The organism is Caulobacter sp. GW821-FHT10C03, assembly GCF_059415485.1.
Genome location: NZ_JBWKNI010000005.1, coordinates 236479 through 253638, shown reverse-complemented (window position 1 = coordinate 253638; position 17160 = coordinate 236479). Strand labels below are relative to the sequence as shown.

Annotated in this window: 13 protein-coding genes; 5 read left to right on the top strand and 8 right to left on the bottom strand. The window is 67.6% G+C overall.

What is annotated here, in order from left to right:
* Window positions 1-180 precede the first annotated feature (180 nt).
* On the top strand, window positions 181-2004 hold the full coding sequence (locus AC07NG_RS08810; protein ID WP_494593384.1) for a hybrid sensor histidine kinase/response regulator: 1824 nt from the start codon (window positions 181-183) through the stop codon (window positions 2002-2004).
* A 173-nt stretch (window positions 2005-2177) separates the two neighbouring features.
* Here the strand turns inward: AC07NG_RS08810 and AC07NG_RS08805 are convergent, their stop codons facing one another.
* The 8 genes from AC07NG_RS08805 to rhmD all read right to left on the bottom strand — a co-directional run bounded on the left by AC07NG_RS08805 (window position 2178) and on the right by rhmD (window position 13095).
* Window positions 2178-3812, bottom strand: a complete 1635-nt coding sequence (locus AC07NG_RS08805) for an MFS transporter (protein WP_494593382.1) — start codon at window positions 3810-3812, stop codon at window positions 2178-2180.
* 192 nt (window positions 3813-4004) lie between these two features.
* On the bottom strand, window positions 4005-5114 hold the full coding sequence (bglB, locus tag AC07NG_RS08800; RefSeq protein WP_109099342.1) for a beta-galactosidase BglB: 1110 nt from the start codon (window positions 5112-5114) through the stop codon (window positions 4005-4007).
* A 40-nt stretch (window positions 5115-5154) separates the two neighbouring features.
* Entirely contained in the window at window positions 5155-8928 is a 3774-nt protein-coding gene (locus tag AC07NG_RS08795; protein WP_494593380.1) for a beta-galactosidase, read from the bottom strand.
* Window positions 8929-8933: 5 nt separating this feature from the next.
* Window positions 8934-9269 carry an L-rhamnose mutarotase gene (locus AC07NG_RS08790; protein ID WP_110122029.1) on the bottom strand — a complete coding sequence of 112 codons (336 nt, stop codon included), beginning with the start codon at window positions 9267-9269 and terminating at the stop codon, window positions 8934-8936.
* Between the two features lie 31 nt (window positions 9270-9300).
* A complete protein-coding gene (locus AC07NG_RS08785) occupies window positions 9301-10206 on the bottom strand; it encodes an amidohydrolase family protein (protein WP_494593378.1) in 906 nt (301 codons plus the stop codon).
* A gap of 57 nt (window positions 10207-10263) precedes the next feature.
* Window positions 10264-11013 carry an SDR family NAD(P)-dependent oxidoreductase gene (locus tag AC07NG_RS08780; RefSeq protein WP_487288285.1) on the bottom strand — a complete coding sequence of 250 codons (750 nt, stop codon included), beginning with the start codon at window positions 11011-11013 and terminating at the stop codon, window positions 10264-10266.
* On the bottom strand, window positions 11010-11873 hold the full coding sequence (locus AC07NG_RS08775) for a 2,4-didehydro-3-deoxy-L-rhamnonate hydrolase (RefSeq protein ID WP_110122026.1): 864 nt from the start codon (window positions 11871-11873) through the stop codon (window positions 11010-11012). Before AC07NG_RS08775 ends, AC07NG_RS08780 begins: the two co-directional genes overlap by 4 nt.
* 43 nt (window positions 11874-11916) lie before the next feature.
* Window positions 11917-13095, bottom strand: coding sequence for an L-rhamnonate dehydratase (gene rhmD / locus AC07NG_RS08770; RefSeq protein WP_487288284.1), 1179 nt, complete (start codon window positions 13093-13095; stop codon window positions 11917-11919).
* A gap of 212 nt (window positions 13096-13307) precedes the next feature.
* Here rhmD and AC07NG_RS08765 point away from each other — a divergent pair, with 212 nt between their 5' ends.
* Genes AC07NG_RS08765 through AC07NG_RS08750 form a run of 4 tightly spaced genes read left to right on the top strand, consistent with a single transcriptional unit; the run spans window position 13308 to window position 16873 of the window.
* Window positions 13308-14141 carry an IclR family transcriptional regulator gene (locus AC07NG_RS08765; protein ID WP_110122024.1) on the top strand — a complete coding sequence of 278 codons (834 nt, stop codon included), beginning with the start codon at window positions 13308-13310 and terminating at the stop codon, window positions 14139-14141.
* A 32-nt stretch (window positions 14142-14173) separates the two neighbouring features.
* Window positions 14174-14935, top strand: coding sequence for an L-rhamnose 1-dehydrogenase Lra1 (gene lra1, locus AC07NG_RS08760; RefSeq protein ID WP_494593375.1), 762 nt, complete (start codon window positions 14174-14176; stop codon window positions 14933-14935).
* A 4-nt stretch (window positions 14936-14939) separates the two neighbouring features.
* Window positions 14940-16079 (top strand): FMN-dependent L-lactate dehydrogenase LldD, encoded by a 1140-nt coding sequence (lldD, locus tag AC07NG_RS08755; RefSeq protein WP_492856017.1) that lies wholly within the window; start codon window positions 14940-14942, stop codon window positions 16077-16079.
* Complete coding sequence (locus AC07NG_RS08750; protein WP_494593373.1) at window positions 16079-16873, top strand: rhamnogalacturonan acetylesterase; 795 nt, start codon at window positions 16079-16081, stop codon at window positions 16871-16873. Before lldD ends, AC07NG_RS08750 begins: the two co-directional genes overlap by 1 nt.
* Window positions 16874-17160 lie beyond the last annotated feature (287 nt).

The window sequence follows — 17160 nt, the reverse complement described above, 5'->3', positions numbered from 1 at the left end:
CTGGTCGCGAGAGCTTGAGCGCAAGCGCTACCTTGGGTGCGGTCCAGCCTGCGGCCTAGCGTCGCGATGGGCGTTTCGAAGGCTTCCGAGGCTTCGATTTTAGCACCTCGGACTCCTAGATGATGGACAAACGGGGGTGGGTCGAGCCGTTCGATCCGTCGCGCCGTCGATCCTGGGGTCATGTTCAGAGCCAGCATCCTTCGCACCCTCGCCACCATCGCCGTCGTGGCGCTCCTGGCGGTCGGGACGGACTACGTGGTGAACGTGGTGCTGCTGGCGCGGCCGTACATCTTCACGCCGTGGATGACGATGACCATCGTCGCGGTCGCCGGCGGGCCGCTCGTCTATTTCCTTCACCACCAGCGCCTGAACCTGAAGGCGGCCAAGCGCGACCTGTACGAAAGCCTGAGGGTGCAGCGCCAGTCGGCCGAGGAGGCCGAACGGCGGCGGCTGGAGGCCGAGCGCGCCCTGGCGCGGCTGCGCGAGCAGGAGTCGCTGTACGGCATCTTGGCCAACAACCTGACCGACGCCCTGTCGCTGTGGAACCGCGAGGGCAAGCGGCTCTACAACTCGCCCGCCATCGAGCGCCTCACCGGCTACACGCCCGAGGAGTTCCTGGTCGCGCCGAACCTGCTGGGCGTCGATCACGAGGACGGGGCCAAGGCGGTGGCGGCCATCCGCGAGCTGAAGGGGCCGGCCGACACCCGCACGCTCGAATACCGTTTCCGCCGCAAGGACGGGACGCGGATCTGGATCGAGAGCACCTATTCGCTGGTGCCGGCCGAGGACGGCGGCGGCTTCATCGCCACCAGCCGCGACGTCACCGAGCGCAAGCGCCTGGCCGAAGACCTGGCCCAGGCCGCGCACGAGGCCCAGTCGGCCGCCGCCGCCAAGGCCGACTTCCTGGCCAACATGACCCACGAGCTGCGCACGCCGCTGACGGCGATCATCGGCTTTTCGGGCCTGCTGCGGCAGTCGTCGGCCCTGTCGGAGACCGACGCGCGGCAGGTGCGGCTGATCCACGAGGCCAGCAACACCCTGCTGGGCGTGATCAACGACGTGCTGGACTTCTCGCGCCTGGAGGCGGGGCTGGAGTTCGACGCCGAACCCTTCCGCCCCTGCGACATGGCCCGCTCGGCCGCCGCCCTGATCGAGACCCAGGCCCAGGAGAAGGGCCTGCCGGTGCTGGTCGAGTTCGGACCGGGTCTGAAACCCCTGGTCGGCGACGCCGCGCGCCTGAACCAGGTGCTGCTGAACTTCCTGTCCAACGCCGTGAAGTTCACGAGCGAGGGGCGGATCCTGATCTCGGTCAGCCAGGAGACCTCGGCGGTCGGCCAGCGCCTGCGGATGGAGGTGCGCGACACCGGCATCGGCGTGCCGGGCGACATGCACGAGGCGGTGTTCGAGCGCTTTATCCAGGCCGACGCCGGCGTCTCGCGGCGGTTCGGCGGCACGGGCCTGGGCCTGGCGATCTGCAAGCGGATCATCGACGCCATGGGCGGCCGCATCGGCGTGGAGAGCACGCCGGGCAAGGGCTCGACCTTCTGGTTCGAGGTCGACCTGCCGATCACCGAGACGGTCGCCGACATTCCGGTCGCCGCCCAGCCGGCGGCGCTGGAACGGCCGGCCCGGGTGCTGCTGGTCGAGGACAATCCGGCCAACCGCGAGCTGATCGGGGCGCTGCTGGCGCCGTTCGACGTCGAGGTCGAGACGGCCGTCGACGGGGTGGGGGCGGTCGACGCCTTCAAGGCCGGCAAGGCCTATGACCTCGTGCTGATGGACGTGCAGATGCCGGTGATGGACGGCCTGACCGCCACCCGCCGCATCCGCGCCCTGGAGCACGCCGGCCGCCACACGCCGATCGTCGCCATGACCGCCAACGTGCTGCCCGAACAGGTCGCCAACTGCCTGGCCGCCGGCATGGACGACCACCTGGGCAAGCCGATCAACCCGATGCGGTTGCTCGAGACGGTGGCGCGGTGGAGCCAAGCGGAAGCGGCGTAAGTTTCCTTCTCCCCTTGCGGGAGAAGGTGTCGGCGAAGCCGACGGATGAGGGGTCTCTCAAACGGAAAACGCCGCGAAAGCTGATCAGCTTTCGCGGCGTCTTGCTTTTGAGAGACCCCTCACCCGACCTCCTTCGGAGGCCACCCTCTCCCGCAAGGGGAGAGGGCTCTTGGTCAGGTGATGTCCGGGATCTGGTCGCTGGCGACCGCCGGTTTGGCCTTGGCGCCGCGACCCCAGAGGGTCTCGTACTTCCAGCCGGTGAGGTCTTCGACGATGGCCTTGGACTCGGGGCTTTCGGCTTCGACGGCGCCGGCGCGGAGGCGTTCGACTTCGTGGACCAGCACCTCGTGGGTCTTGGCGTTGAGGCGGAACTTCCAGGAGATGACCATGCCGGCGATCATCACGATCAGCGGGCCGCCGACCATGACCAAAACGAGGGCGCGGATGGCTTCCGGCGACTGCTGGACGGGCGGGGCGCCCTTGGCGGCCGAGACGAAGCCGCCCAGGCCGATCAGGCTCGTGGTCAGCAGGATGGCGCCCGACTGGGCGATCTTGCGGACGAAGGTCATGACCCCGGCGAAGATGCCTTCGCGGCGCAGGCCGGTGACGGCCTCGTCGACGTCGGGCAGGTAGTTGTAGACGCCCCAGGGCACGAAGTTCAGCGTGCCGCGGCCCAGGCCCGCCAGGATGATCGGCAGGAACAGCCACAGCAGGACGGTGGGGTTGAAGCCCGCCGCGCCGGGCAGGGCGGTGAAGATGTTGCCGTTCAGCGCCGCCACGCCGGCCGAGAAGCCGGCCGGCTTGACCAGGTAGAAGCCCAGGAACAGCAGCAGGGCCGCGCCGACGAAGCTGATGGCCATGCGGTAGGCGGCGGTCGGGCCGGTCTTGATGATCACGCGGATGGCGACCATCACCGAGATCAGCTGGGCCACGTACATCATGGTCATGGCCTGGGAGATCACCAGGGTCGAGCCGACCATCACCGTGGCCACGAACAGCGGGAAGGCGGTGTTGAAGATGTCCTGGCTGATGTAGCCGCCCAGATAGAGCGACAGGTGCTGGCGGAAGGCCTTCAGCTTCAGGGTCGAGAACAGGTCGCGGAACATGTTGACCGGGATCAGGGCGGCCTTGCTCCAGTCCATGGGTTCGGGCTGGATCAGCTTTTCTTCCTCGGTGTAGGGGCGCTCCCAGGTGAACAGCACCACCAGCAGCACCACCAGGCTGAACAGGCCGCCGAAGATGGCCGCCATGATCAGGAAGGTGTTGGGGCTGTCCTTGCCGCCGAAGTGGTTGATGATCAGGGTCGGCAGGTAGGAAGCCAGGATCGCCGAGGTCTGGGCGACCATCATGCGCACGCCGGCGAACTTGGCCTTCTCCTTGTAATCCTTCGTCATTTCCGCCGCGAGGGTTTCCCACGGGATCAGGAACATCGTGTAGACGAACTCGAAGAAGATGAAGGTCACGAGGTAGTAGAGGAACGGCTTGCCGGTGACGAAGATCAGGGCGAAGGCCGGCAGCAGCGGGATGGTCGCCAGCAGGAAGATCTTCCGCCGCCCGACCTTCCGGCCGATCCAGGTGTGGCGCAGGTTGTCGGAGATGTAGCCGATCAGCGGGCAGGTGATCGCCTCGAGCAGGCGCGGCAGGCCCAGGATCAGGCCGGTCTCGACCGGCGACAGTCCGCAGAAGGTGATGAAGAAGTAGGCCAGCCAGCCGGTGATCACGGCTTGCGCGCCGGCCCCCAGCATGTCGCCGGAGCCCCAGCCCCAATAGGTGACCCAGGACGGTTTGCGGGGGTCTGGCGTGGCCATGTTCGTTTCATTCCCAAGGTATTCAGAAAGGCCTCTGACGGGCCTTAGGCGTTGAGCCGTCCCCTTTTCCGATCATCCCCGCGAAGGCGGGGATCCAAGCTGCGTTTCCAGTGCTTGCCCGGTTGGCTCGGCTTGGGTCCCCGCCTTCGCGGGGACACACGGTGGTTGGGAACGGCCCAGAAGTCGTCAGTCCTAGATGAAGGCGCGCTGGAACTCGCCGAGGGCCAGCATGGCCAGCGACTGGCCGTAGGGCATCGAGGTCAGCGGGATGTCCTTGTAGCCCTGGATCGTGTCGAACACCGGGGTGCCGAACGAGACCTGCTGCAGTTCACCGGCGTCGTCGATATTGGCCAGCACGCCCTTGATGGCGCGGATGGCGACGGCTTCGTATTCCTTGCCGATGTAGCGCTTGCGGACGGCCTTCAGGACGCCGTAGGCGAAGCCGGCCGTGGCCGAGGCTTCCAGGTACGAGGTCTTGTCGTTGATGATCGTGTGCCAGAGGCCGGTTTCCTGGTCCTGGTACTCGGTCAGGGCCTTGATCTGGGCTTCCAGGGCGTCGATCAGGAAGGCGCGCAGGCCGTCGCCCGGCTTCAGGTCGAGCAGCTCGATGAATTCCGGGATGGCGATCGTCACCCAGCAGTTCCCGCGCGCCCACAGGGCGTCGGCGAAGTTGTGACGGCCCTCGAAGGTCCAGCCGTGGAACCACAGGCCGGTCTTGCGGTCGGCCAGATACTTGATGTGGACCATGAACTGGCGCTTGGCCTCCTCGACGAAGTCGGGGCGGTCGAGCAGCAGGCCGATCTTGGCCAGCGGCAGCACGCTCATCATCAGCGTGTCGTCCCACAGCTGCTGCGGGTTCTCGCTGTTGAAGACGATGTGCTGGAAGCCGCCTTCCTCGGTGCGCGGACCCTCGTACATGACGTAGTCGGCCCAGGTCTCGAGATAGGGGATGTAGGTGTGGTCGCCGGTGGCCTCGTACAGATAGGCCAGGGTCAGGAACGGCGAGACCGTGTTGATGTTCTTGGTCGGGGTGCCGGCCTCGAAACGGTCGGCGAACCACTTGGTCATGATGTCGAAGGCGCGCTCGTCGCCGTACATCTCGTACTGCTTCCACAGGCCGTAGAGGCCCACGCCGTGGGTCCATTCCCAGTCGTTCCAGCCCTTGGTGTCGATGACGCGGCCGTCGTCGAGGCGCAGCAGGAACTCGCCCGTCTCGTCGGTGATGTCGACGAGGTTGCTGATCAGAAGGGCGATCTTGGCCTTGACGTCCTTGGCCTCGATGCCGTGTGCGAGATTGGGCACGGTAGTCTCCTAAAGGGTAGGTCTGGCGGTAGGCGGGGGCCTACTGTTTGTAGTTCGGCGCGGGGACGCGGGCGACGGGGGCGCCGCCTTCCACGTTGCGCAGCACTTCGAGTTTGACGGCTTCCAGGGCGTCGCCGGGGGCGCCGTCGCTGGTCACGGCCAGGGCGATGGTGTTCTTGCCGTGCTCATCGATGATGCCGCTCGGCAGGACGAAGGTCCGCTGCGGGCCGACATGGGCGATGAACTGGCCCATGTTCCAGCCATTGACGAAGATCAGCACGCGGTAGCGGCCCGGCGAGCGCGGGGTCTTCGGATCGCCGATCGTCAGGCCCAGGGTCACGTCCTGGTCCTTGGGCAGGGCCAGATCGAAGTTCGTCCGATACCAGGTGGTGCCGGCGTAGGGGACGGTGGCGGCCATGTCGGCCTTGGCCCAGCTCTGGTCGGGGAAGCCCGGCAGGTGCCAGCCGTTCCGCTCGCCGTACTGGCCGCCTTCGTTCAGCGAGCCGCGCACTGGATCGGCGATGTCTTCGCCGCCCTTGTTGCCCTGGATCTTCCAGGCGATCGGCACGGCGAAGCTGTAGCTGGTGGGGCTCGACAGCGAGGCCGAGACCAGGCCGCGGGCTTCCTTGTGGAAGTCGTCGGCGTCGAGGTCCCAGTTGTGGCCGTTGTTGCGCACCATCACCGACAGCACGTGCTCGCCATCGCCGCGCAGGTCGTCGGGCAGCTTGAAAGTCGCCACGCCCGTGGTGATCGGGCGGGGCAGGCCGCCGTCCAGCTCGTGCTGGCCCAGGAACTTGCCGTCCAGCCAGACCTGCAGCAGGCCCGCGCCGCCGGCGCCGTAGTGCAGGGTCAGGGTGTCGATGTCGGCGCGGCCCTTGTAGCGGCCGCGGTACCAGACGTCACCGTTGTGGAAGCCGTGGGTGCTCATGTCGAGCGCCGGCTGGCCGGTGGGCGGACGCACGGTGGAGCCGCCGCGCTTGCCCTCGGCCTTGGCCCAGGCGCTGTCGTCGAAGGCCGGGTCGGACTCGGGCGAGCCGGCGGCGGTCTTCCAGTCGAGCTTGGCGAGGTCGGGAACGTTGACGGCGGCAGGGCCGGGGAGGGCCTTGGACGCCAGCAGCGAGCCGCTGGCCGTGGCCTTGGCGGCGACGGCGGCGCCGTTCCAGCGGACGGACTTGACGCCCTTGGGGGCGAAGACTTCCAGCGGGCTATCGGTCTCGGTGTCGCCGGTCAGGGACAGCACGCCGCCCTTGACGGCGGCGGTGCGGACGAGGCCGGGGCCGCGCTGCAGGGTCGGGCCGGCAGGCGTGTCCTGGCGCCAGAAGGTCTGGCCCGTCGCCTCGTCGGCCAGGAGCAGCACGAGCGGCGGACGGCCGCCGCCGGTGATGCGCACGCGGGCCAGGCCCGTGTGCTGGTAGGTCAGCTTCAGGTCGCCCTTGGCGGCGTTGAAGGCGGACGTGACGTCGCCTTCCAGCACCTCGACCTTGGGGGCCTGCGCGTAGCGCAGCACGGTCTCGCCCGCTTCGCCGGCGCGGCCGTAAAGCAGGGCCAGGTCGCCGCCGTTCCAGGGCAGGTGGGTCTGGATTTCCGAGGTCGAATAGACCAGCCGCTGGCCGCCCAGGTCGTAGCTGGCCATCAGCATCTTGCTGTCCTGGCCCTTGATCCGCGAGGGGACCACGTACTCGCCGTCGCGGGTCTTCAGCTTGAAGGTGAAGCTCTCGTCGCCGGTGGCGCTGCTGGGATTGTGGACCACCACATAGAGGTGGCTGCCGGTCTCGGTGTTGATGTTGTGGTAGACGCGGACCTTGTCGTTCGAGACCGTGACGAACTCGCCCTTGTCCATGCGGGTCAGGTCCGGAACCGCGTTCAGGAACTGGCCCATCTGCTTCATGACGCGGGCCTTGTCGCGGAGGCCGCGGGCCTCGTCGATGGCCGAGCCGTAGTCGTAGGAGCTGAACACCACCGGGGCCGGCAGCCAGCCCCACGAGGTGCCGCCATAGGTCATGTAGAAGCTCTGGATCGTCAGGCCGTTGGCGATGTTGGTTCCGTAGAACACCCGCTGATAGCCGATGCCGCGATGGATGGCGGTGCAGTCGTAGTCGCCGTTGCTGCCCCAGTAGTCGAACCAGCCGCCGCCGAACTCGGCGGCGAAGCCGGGGGTGTTGGGGCTGGCCGAGGCGCCGCCCTTGGCTCCGCCGGCGCCGTAGAGGCCCCAGTCGGGCGCGACACCGGCCGCCGACGGCGTGGAGTCGACCTTGCACGAGCCGCCCGGATAGCCGTCGAAGGCGTAGAGGTCGGTCGGACCTTCCACCGTGCCGGGGACCTTGGAGTCCTTGGGCACCCAGTAGCCGTTGCGGCCCTTGTCGTTGTGGAACAGGGGAACGGTGATGCCGTCGGCGCGGGCCTTGTCGGCCAGCCACTGCATGTAGCGCTGCTGCGGGGCGCCGACGACGTCGAGCTCGTTCTCGATCTGGTGGGCGATGACCGTGCCCTGGCCGGTGGTCAGCTGGTGGCGGGCGATGACCTTGTTGATCTGGCTCAGCCACTCGTCGGCGGCCTGGACGTATTCCGGCGCGTCGGTGCGGGCGCGGGCCTGCTGGTTGACTAGCCAGCCGGGGAAGCCGCCGCGCGTCAGCTCGGCGTTCACATAGGGCCCGGCGCGGGTGATGACGTAGAGGCCTTCTTCCTTGGCCATGGTCAGCACGCGGTCGATGTCGCGCACGCCGCTGAAGTCGTAGACCCCCTGCTTGGGCGAGTGGTAGCCCCAGTCGATGTAGATCGCGACGGTGTTGTAGCCGCTGGCCTTCATCTTCTGGAGGATGTCGCGCCACAGGTCGGGGCTGGGCACGCGGAAGGGGTGGAACTCGCCGCCCCAGGAGTAGATGCGGTTGCCGTCGACCTTCAGGGAGTACTTGTCCCAGGTGATCTTGTGCGCTTCAGCCGGCTTGGCCGCGACCGCCTGGTCGCCGCCTTCCTTGAGGACGGTGAAGTGGCGGACCGTGCCGGAAAGCTCGGGCAGCTCCTGCTTCTTGGTCCAGGTGCGGAAGCCGTCCTTGCTGTCGGAGTACCAGTAGCGCTTGGCCATGTACTCGTCGAAATAGACGCGCCAGGCCCCTTCAGGGGTACGCGTGACGGCGGGGCCTTCGAGGAACTTGCCCCAGCCGGCCCAGTCGCCGCCGCCCTTGACCTGCCAGGGGCCGTCCAGCGACGGGGCGGTCAGCAGCTCGATGTACTTGGTGGTCTCGTTCTTGGCGAAGGCCTGGTACTGCGAGCCTTCGCGCACGACGAAGGCGTCGATGTAGTTGGGGCCCATGCCCGACAGCGGGCGCGGCGCGCTCCAGGCGGTCAGGTCGGCGTCCTGGGCGGTGATCCGGTAGGGCTGGAACTGCCCGCCGATGCCGGTGGTCGAGACCGACAGGATCAGGTGCTCGGAGCCGTCCTGGTCGACGAACCACTCGGGCGCCCAGCTGTTGGTGACGCCGGGCACGTCGATTGTGACGTCGCGCAGGAAGGTCCAGTCGACCAGGTCCTTGCTGCGGGCCAGGCCGATCGTGTTGCCGGTCCAGCCGGTGGTGTAGGCGACGTAGTAGAAGCCGTCCTTGCGCTTGAGCACGCTGGGGTCGCGGATCAGACCCTTGGGCGGGGTGTAGGCCAGCGGCTTCTGCAGGGTGAAGCGCGTGCCGTCGGCCGAGTCGTAGATGCTCATGTTCGACTGGCTGGCGTTGGTGAACGCCGTCATGACGTAGCGCGTCGGCTCGGCCAGAGCCGTCGTGGCGAGCAGGGCGGCGGCGAGGCCGAGGAAAGCGGTGCGCTTCACGGTCTTCAGCCCTCGAAGAAGAAGACGGGCTTCAGCGGCCACTCGACGGGCTTGTTGTCGGGGTGGACCTCCATCAGGTCGGCCATGAAGTCCCACCAGCGCTTCATCACCGGCTGCAGGGGCAGGGCGTCCTTGTTGTTGTCCGGCTTCAGGCGCAGCACGGCGAACAGGCTCATGGTCTCTTCGTCGAGGAAGATCGAATAGTCGTAGATGCCCGCGCCGCGCAGGGCCTCGGCCAGGTCCGGCCACAGCTCGTCGTGACGGCGCTCGTACTCGGCGGCGACGCCGGCCTTCAGCTGCATGCGGAAGGCGATCGGGCGACCTTCGATCTTGCTGCTCATGGGGTGTCCTCCGGGCGTCTTTTTATGGTTGTCAGGCGATGCGGTAGATGTCGGCGGCCGTGCCGGCGAACAGGCGCTGGCGGTCGGCGTCGCTGAAATCGGCCGTGATGGCGTCGTAGGCCAAGTAGAAGGCGTCGAAGCTTCCGTGCACCTTCTCGACCGGGAAGTTGCTGGCGAACATGCTGCGTTCGGGGCCAAAGGCCTCGATCACGTAGAGGACGAACGGGCGCAGGCTTTCCACCGTCCAGGCGCGATCGACCATGGCCAGGCCCGAGATCTTGCACGAGACGTTGGGGCGCTTGGCGAGGTCCGCGAGGCCGGCGCGCCAGAGGGCGAGACCCGCCTCGTCGCGGTCGGTCGGCATGCCGGCGTGATTGACGATCAGCGGGATGTCGGGATGGGCGTCGGCCAGGGCGGCCGCCGTCGCCATCTGCGAGGGATAGAGCTGCAGGTCGAACGACAGGCCATGGTCGGCCAGCAGCGCGAAACCCCGGCGCCACTGGTCGTTCAGCAGCAGGTCGGACGGGCCGTAGGTCTTGGCCGGGTCCTCGTGGAAATTGACGATCTGGCGGATGCCGCGAACGCGCGGGCGCTCGGCGTGGGCTTCCAGCAGCAGCTCGACGTTGGGATCGTCCAGGTTGGCCCCGGCGACGATGGCCCCGATGGGCGCGCCGGCCTCGGCCAGGCCTTCCAACCAGTCGGTCTCGGAGAGCTGCTTGTCTGTCGGCAGGCCGCACTCGACGTGAACCAGGCTCTGGACGCGCCAGGGCAGGGCGTCGGCGGCGTAGTCGGCGGGCAGGTAGTCCTTCCCGGCGATCAGGCTCATGTCGCCGGCCGGATTGTTGGGCAGCGGGTCGTCCTGCAGCCAGGAATAGTAGTGCTTGTCGAGGTCCCACAGGTGCATGTGGGCGTCGATGATCGGACCCGCGTACGCCATGGTTCCTCCCTTTGAACCCGCCCGCCCCGAAGGGCGGACGAGCCCGGATACAAAAGCTTAGAAGGTGGTCCGGCCGCCGGACGTGTCGAAGGTGGCGGCGGTGGTGAAGCTGCACTCTTCGCTGGCCATGAAGCAGACCATGGCGGCGCTTTCCTCGACTTCGCCGAGGCGGCCCATCGGGATCTTCGAGCGCATGTACTCGACCTGGCTGGCGGGCAGCTGTTCGAGGATCGGGCTCTCGAAGGTGGCGGGGGTCAGGGCGTTGGCGATCACGCCCTTGCCGGCCAGTTCCTTGCCCAGCGACTTGGTCAGGCCGATCACGCCGGCCTTCGACGCCGAATAGGCGCTGGCGTTCGGGTTGCCTTCCTTGCCGGCCACCGAGGCGACGTTGACGATGCGGCCGTAGCCGGCCGCCAGCATGTGCGGCACCACCGAACGGCAGCAGTAGAAGAGGCCGTTCAGGTTGATGTCGATGACGCGCTTCCAGCTGTCGAGCGGGAACTCGTGCACCGGCACGGTGGCGCCGGTGATGCCGGCCGAGTTGACCAGCACGTCGATCTTGCCCAGGGCCTCCAGGCTGGCGGCCGTGGCGGCCGCGACCTGGGCTTCGTCGGAGACGTCCAGGGCGTAGGTGAAGGTCGCGCCGATCTCTTCGGCGGCGGCCTTCAGGGCCTCGGCGTTGACGTCCCACAGGGCGACCTTGCCGCCTTCGGCGATCAGGCGGCGGGCGGTTTCCTTGCCCAGGCCCGAGGCGCCGCCGGTGATGACGGCGGCGCGGTTTGCAAAGCGGTTGGCGTAGACGGTCACGAGACGCCTTCCTTGGTCCAGGCGATGACTTCCTGGCGCTGGCTGCCGAGCTTCTCGATGCCCAGCTCCATGACGTCGCCGGCCTTGAGGAAGATCTTTTCCGGCTTCTGGCCTTCGCCGACGCCCGGAGGGGTGCCCGTGGTCAGGATGTCGCCCGGCTCCAGGGTGACGAAGCGGCTCATGTAGGCGATCAGTTCGGCGACGCCGAAGATCATCGTCTTGCTGTTGCCGGTCTGCATGCGCTTGCCGTTGAGGTCGAGCCACATGTCGAGGTTCTGGCAGTCGCCGACCTCATCGGCGGTGACGACCCACGGGCCGACCGGGCCAAAGGTGTCGCAGCCCTTGCCCTTGTCCCACTGGGAGCCGAGCTCCTTCTGGAAGGCGCGCTCGGAGACGTCGTTCACCAGCACGTAGCCGGCGACGTAGTCGAGGGCTTCGGATTGCTCGACATAGCGGGCGCGCTTGCCGATCACGACGCCCAGTTCGACTTCCCAGTCGCCCTTCTCGGCGCCCTTGGGCAGCATGACCTGGTCGTTCGGGCCGTTCAGGCACGAGATCGCCTTGGTGAAGAAGATCGGCTCGGGCGGGGGCTCGAGGCCGGCTTCCTTGGCGTGGTCGGCGAAGTTCAGGCCGATGGCCAGGAACTTGCCGACATTGCCGATCGGCACGCCGTAGCGCGGCGAGCCTTCGACCACCGGCAGGGTGGCCGGGTCGATGGCGGCGATCTTGGCCAGGCCCTCGGGCGACAGCTCGGCGCCGGTGATGTCGGACACGTGGCCCGACAGGTCGCGGATCTTGCCTTCGGCGTCGAGCAGACCGGGCTTTTCGGCGCCCCGCGGGCCGTAACGCAGCAGTTTCATGATCTTCTGGCTCTAGGGGGAAATGGGGGAGGAAAGGCGCGGATTACCGCGGATAGGGACGGTGCAGGGCGATGTCGCGGTTCAGCTCGACGCCGAAGCCGGGCGCGTCGCCGAGCTTGAGCTTGCCGTTGACCGGCACGGGCTCGCCGATCAGCTGCGGATGGAACATCGGCACGACTTCGTCGGCCTTGGGCGCCATCATTAGGAACTCGGCGAACGGGCTGTTATGGCGCGTGATGACGAAGTGGTAGCTGTACACCGACGAGCCGTGCGGGATCATCATCACGCCCTTGCTGTCGGCCAGGTTGGCGATCTTGATCAGTTCGGTGACGCCGCCGCACCAGCCCACGTCCGGCTGGATGATGTCGCAGCATTCCATCTCCAGCAGCATGCGGAAGCCCCAGCGGGTGGCTTCGTGCTCGCCGGTGGTGACCAGCATGCCCTTGGGGGCGTTCTTCTTGAGGTCGCGATAGCCCCAGTAGTCGTCGGGGCTCAGGGCCTCCTCGATCCACTTCAGGCCCAACTCGTGAGCCTTGTGGGCCAGCTTGGTGGCGTAGTTGAGGTCCAGCGACATCCAGCAGTCGAACATCAGCCAGAAGTCCTCGCCCACGCGCTCGCGCATGGTGGCCAGTTCCTGGATGTTCTTGTGCAGGCCTTCCTCGCCCTCGGCCGGGCCGTGGTGCAGGGGCATCTTGCCGCCGATGAACCCCATCTCCTTGGCCAGGTCCGGACGCGCGCCCGTGGCGTAGAAGGTCAGTTCGTCACGGACCTTGCCGCCCAGCAGGGCGTAGACCGGCTCCTGGCGCAGCTTGCCCAGCAGGTCGTAGAGCGCCAGGTCGACGCCCGAGATGGCGTTCACGACCAGGCCCTTGCGGCCGTAGTACTGGGTGGAGAAGTACATCTGGTCCCAGATCTTCTCGACCTCGGTCGGGTCGCGGCCTTCCAGGAAACGGGCCAGGTGCTTTTCGACGATGAAGGCGGCCGGTTCGCCGCCGGTGGTCACCGCGAAGCCGATCGTGCCGTCGACGGCCTCGATCTCGACGACCAGGGTGCCCAGCACGTTGATGCCGAAGCTCTGGCGGCTCTGGCGATATTCCGGATAGCGCGACATCGGGGTGGCGATGTGATCGTCGATCCAGTGGCCTTCGCCCTGGTCGTGATAATCAGCGCCGCCGCCGCGGACCACGAAGGCCCGGACATGCTTGATCAAGGGAAGCGGCATCCTAGTGCTCCAACAACGCCCGGTCGCTCGACCGGATCAACCCCAAACCGGGGGAGGGCGCGCCAGCGGGGCCGCCGAACGGCGCGAACACATGTTCGCGCTACCTCCCCAGAACATCGTATGACACGCTCGCCGCGGTAGATCCGTGACCCGAAGAGTCGCGAAGCGAGCCCTTGTCTTGCGTTCCATATTATGAGAGGTAGTGCTACAAAATGAAACCCAGCACGTCAAGGGGAGCGGAACCAGTGGCTGACGACGAAGGCGCGGCGACCAAGAGCCCAAGCGGCAGCCAGACGCTGTTTCGCGGCCTGGACGTGCTCGACGTGGTGGCCGATGCGGGCGCCATCGGCCTGCCGGCCCTGGCCGCGCGACTCGGCCTGACCCGCAGCACCACCCACCGACTGGCCACGGCGTTGGTCGAACGGCGTATGCTCACCCAAACGCCGCGCGAAGGCTATAGCCTTGGCTCCAAGCTGCTCGAGCTGGGCTATCTGGCCAGCCAGCAGATGGACCTGCCGCGCGTGGCGCGCCCGCACCTGGAAAAGCTGTGGGAAGAGCTTGAAGACACCGTCCACCTGGGCGTGCTCGACGACGACCGCGCTCTTTATCTGGACAAGCTGACCGGCCGCCGCCGCATCAACATCTCCTCGCGCGTGGGCGATCGCCAGCCGATCCGCTCGACCGGCCTGGGCAAGGCCCTGGTGCTGGACGACGAGGAAGCCCGCTGGCGGGCGCTCTATCGCAAGGAAGGCCCGGCCGCCGCCGGCGCGCCCAATGAAGAGCAGTGGATCGCGTGGATGCGCGACTACTCCCAGCGCGGGGTCGCCTTCGACCTTGAAGAGAATGAAGACCGCATCCGCTGCGTGGCCGCGCCCGTGCGCGGGGCGGGCGGTCAGATCGTCGCCGCGATCAGCGTCTCGGGCGCTGCTCAGTACATGGACGACGAACGGATGACCGGCCTGGTGGACGACGTCCGCCTGGCCGCCGACGCGATCAGCCGCGATTTGGGCTGGAACGGTAAGCGGGGTTCGGGCGCCAAGACCTGACGCCTCCCGCGCGTATGTATGACGGAGGAACTATGCTTCTGAAGGACAAGGTGGTGCTGGTGACCGGCGCCTCGGGCGGCATCGGCAAGGCGGCCGCCATCGGCGCCGCGCGTCATGGCGCCGACGTGGCGATCAACTACCACTCCGACGAGGCCGGCGCGGCCGACGCCGTGGCGCAGATCGAGGCCCTGGGCCGTCGCGCCATCGCCGTGAAGGGCGACGTGGCCGAGGTCGCCACGGCCAAGGCCTTCGTCGACGCGGCCGTCGAGGCCTTCGGCAAGGTCGACGTCTTCGTCAACAACGCCGGCATCTGCCCGTTCCACGCCTTCCTCGACATGCCGCCCGAGGTTCTTGAGCGGACCATGAAGGTCAACCTGCACGGCGCCTATTACATGGTGCAGGCGGCGGCCAACCAGATGGTCAAGCAGGGCCACGGCGGTTCGATCATCGCCGTTTCTTCGATCAGCGCCCTGGTCGGCGGCGGCATGCAGACGCACTACACCCCGACCAAGGCCGGCGTGCACAGCCTGATGCAGTCGACCGCCATCGCGCTCGGCAAGTACGGCATTCGCTGCAACTCGGTGCTGCCGGGCACGATCGAGACCGCGATCAACAAGGAAGACCTGGCCGACGTCGCCAAGCGCGAATACATGAGCGGCCGCATCCCGCTGGGCCGCCTGGGCGAGCCCGACGACCTGGCCGGCCCGATCGTGTTCCTGGCCTCAGACCTGGCCAACTATGTCACCGGCGCGGCCCTGCTGGTGGACGGCGGCGCGTTCGTGAACCTGCAGTAGTCCCGTGATCATCTCGTCGACCACCGACTTCCGCGAGGCGGCGCGGCGCAAGCTGCCGCGCTTCCTGTTCGATTACATCGACGGCGGCGCCTATGCCGAGCGGACCCTGGCCCGCAACGTCTCCGACCTCGCCGACCTGGCCCTGCGCCAGCGGGTGCTCAAGGACGTGTCCAGGGTCTCGACGGCGACCAGCCTGTTCGGCGTGGAGCAGTCCATGCCGGTGGTGCTGGCCCCGGTCGGCCTGACGGGCATGTACGCCCGTCGGGGCGAGTGCCAGGCGGTGCGCGCGGCTTCGGCCAAGGGCGTGCCGCTGTGCCTGTCGACGGTGTCGGTGTGCGACGTGGATGAAGTGGCGGCGGCTTCCAGCCGGCCGCTGTGGTTCCAGCTCTATGTGCTGCGGGATCGCGCCTTCATGCGCGACCTCCTGGCGCGGGCGGCGGCGGCGGGGGCGAGCACGCTCGTCTTCACCGTCGACATGCCCGTGCCGGGAGCCCGCTATCGCGACGCCCACTCGGGCATGAGCGGTCCGAACGCTTCGCTCCGCCGGATGCTGCAGGCCGTGGGCCGGCCGCAATGGGCGTGGGACGTCGGCCTGATGGGCCGCCCCCATACCCTGGGCAATGTGGCCCCGGTGCTGAAGGGCAATACCGGCCTGGAGGACTTCATGGGTTGGCTGGGGGCGAACTTCGACCCCTCGATCCAGTGGAAGGACCTGGAATGGATCCGCGAGTCCTGGAAGGGGCCGCTGATCATCAAGGGCGTGCTCGATCCCGAGGACGCCAAGGCCGCCGCCGACATCGGCGCCGACGGGGTGGTGGTGTCCAACCACGGCGGCCGCCAGCTGGACGGGGTGCTGTCCTCGACCAAGGCCCTGCCGGCCATCGCCGAGGCCGTGGGCGACAAGCTGACGGTGCTGGCCGACGGCGGCGTGCGTTCGGGCCTCGACGTGGTGCGGATGCTGGCCCTGGGGGCCAAGGGCGTGCTGCTGGGCCGGGCCGCCGTCTACGCCCTGGCGGCCAACGGGCAGGCGGGGGTGACCCAGCTGCTCGACCTGATGGAGAAGGAGATGCGGGTGGCCATGGCCCTGACCGGCGTCAATTCCGTCTCCGAGATCGATCGTTCCATCCTGGCGGAGACCCGCTGATGAAAACCGCCGCCGCCCTCGCGCTCGCTCTCGTGCTGGGGGCGGCGCCCGCCGCCCTGGCCGATCCGAACCGTATCGTCATCGCCAGCGACTCCACCGCCGCCGACTACAGCGCCCGCAGCTTCCCGCAGATGGGCTGGGGCATGGTGCTGAAGTGCTCGCTGAAGCCGGAGGCGGAGATCGTCAACCTGGCCCGCGGCGGCCGCTCGACCAAGACCTTCCAGGAGGAGGGGCTGTGGGCGGTGCTGATGGCGCAGCTGAAGAAGGACGACACCGTCCTGATCCAGTTCGGCCACAACGACGCCGACACCAAGAAGATCGTCCGCTTCACCGATCCCAACGGGGCCTATGCCGACAACCTGCGCCGGTTCGTGGCCGACGTGCGGACGGCCGGGGCCAAGCCGGTGCTGATCACCCCGATCGCCAAGCTGATCTTCAAGGACGGCCAGATCCAGGACACCCACGGTCCCTATTCGGCGACCGTGCGGCGGGTGGCGGCTGAAACGAAGACCCCGCTGATCGATCTCGACAAGGAAAGCCAGGCCGCCCTGCAAAAGATGGGCGAGGCCGAGGGCGCCAAGCGCTTCATGATCTATTCGGCGGCCGACAAGATCGCCAGCCACCCCGAAGGGATCAACGACACCACCCACCCCAACGAGCTGGGCGCGCGCATGGCGGCCGGCATCGTGGCCAAGGGCCTGCGGGGGGCGAAGGTTCCGGTCTCCAAGCTGGTGCTGCCGGGTGTGGCCGACGCCTCGGCGCGCGGCGAGCCCAGCTGCGCGGGGCGGCCTTAGACGGTTCATCTCCCGTAAAATCCCCGCGAAAGCGGGGACCCAGGCGTTTTATCGTCGAGCGCTGCGGGTTTCAGAAAACGCCTAGGTCCCCGCTTTCGCGGGGATTTCACGGAGTGAATGGGGCCGGGAGCCGTTCAGGCAAAAAGAAAGGAGCGCTGGCCAAGCCGGCGCTCCTGCGACCTCAGGGGGAACGAGGTCAGGCAGAACGGGGAAGGATCGAACTCGATCCAACGATCAATTCTCACAATATGGACAATTGATCGATATATTGAGAATATCACTGAAGT

What these genes read in the sequence shown, in the direction of transcription:
- AC07NG_RS08810 (WP_494593384.1), top strand. Translation starts at nt 181, where the DNA reads ATGTTCAGAGCCAGCATCCTTCGCACCCTCGCCACCATCGCCGTCGTG.
- AC07NG_RS08805 (WP_494593382.1), bottom strand. Translation starts at nt 3,812, where the DNA reads ATGGCCACGCCAGACCCCCGCAAACCGTCCTGGGTCACCTATTGGGGC.
- AC07NG_RS08790 (WP_110122029.1), bottom strand. Translation starts at nt 9,269, where the DNA reads ATGAGCAGCAAGATCGAAGGTCGCCCGATCGCCTTCCGCATGCAGCTG.
- AC07NG_RS08785 (WP_494593378.1), bottom strand. Translation starts at nt 10,206, where the DNA reads ATGGCGTACGCGGGTCCGATCATCGACGCCCACATGCACCTGTGGGAC.
- AC07NG_RS08775 (WP_110122026.1), bottom strand. Translation starts at nt 11,873, where the DNA reads ATGAAACTGCTGCGTTACGGCCCGCGGGGCGCCGAAAAGCCCGGTCTG.
- rhmD (WP_487288284.1), bottom strand. Translation starts at nt 13,095, where the DNA reads ATGCCGCTTCCCTTGATCAAGCATGTCCGGGCCTTCGTGGTCCGCGGC.
- AC07NG_RS08765 (WP_110122024.1), top strand. Translation starts at nt 13,308, where the DNA reads ATGAAACCCAGCACGTCAAGGGGAGCGGAACCAGTGGCTGACGACGAA.
- lra1 (WP_494593375.1), top strand. Translation starts at nt 14,174, where the DNA reads ATGCTTCTGAAGGACAAGGTGGTGCTGGTGACCGGCGCCTCGGGCGGC.
- AC07NG_RS08750 (WP_494593373.1), top strand. Translation starts at nt 16,079, where the DNA reads ATGAAAACCGCCGCCGCCCTCGCGCTCGCTCTCGTGCTGGGGGCGGCG.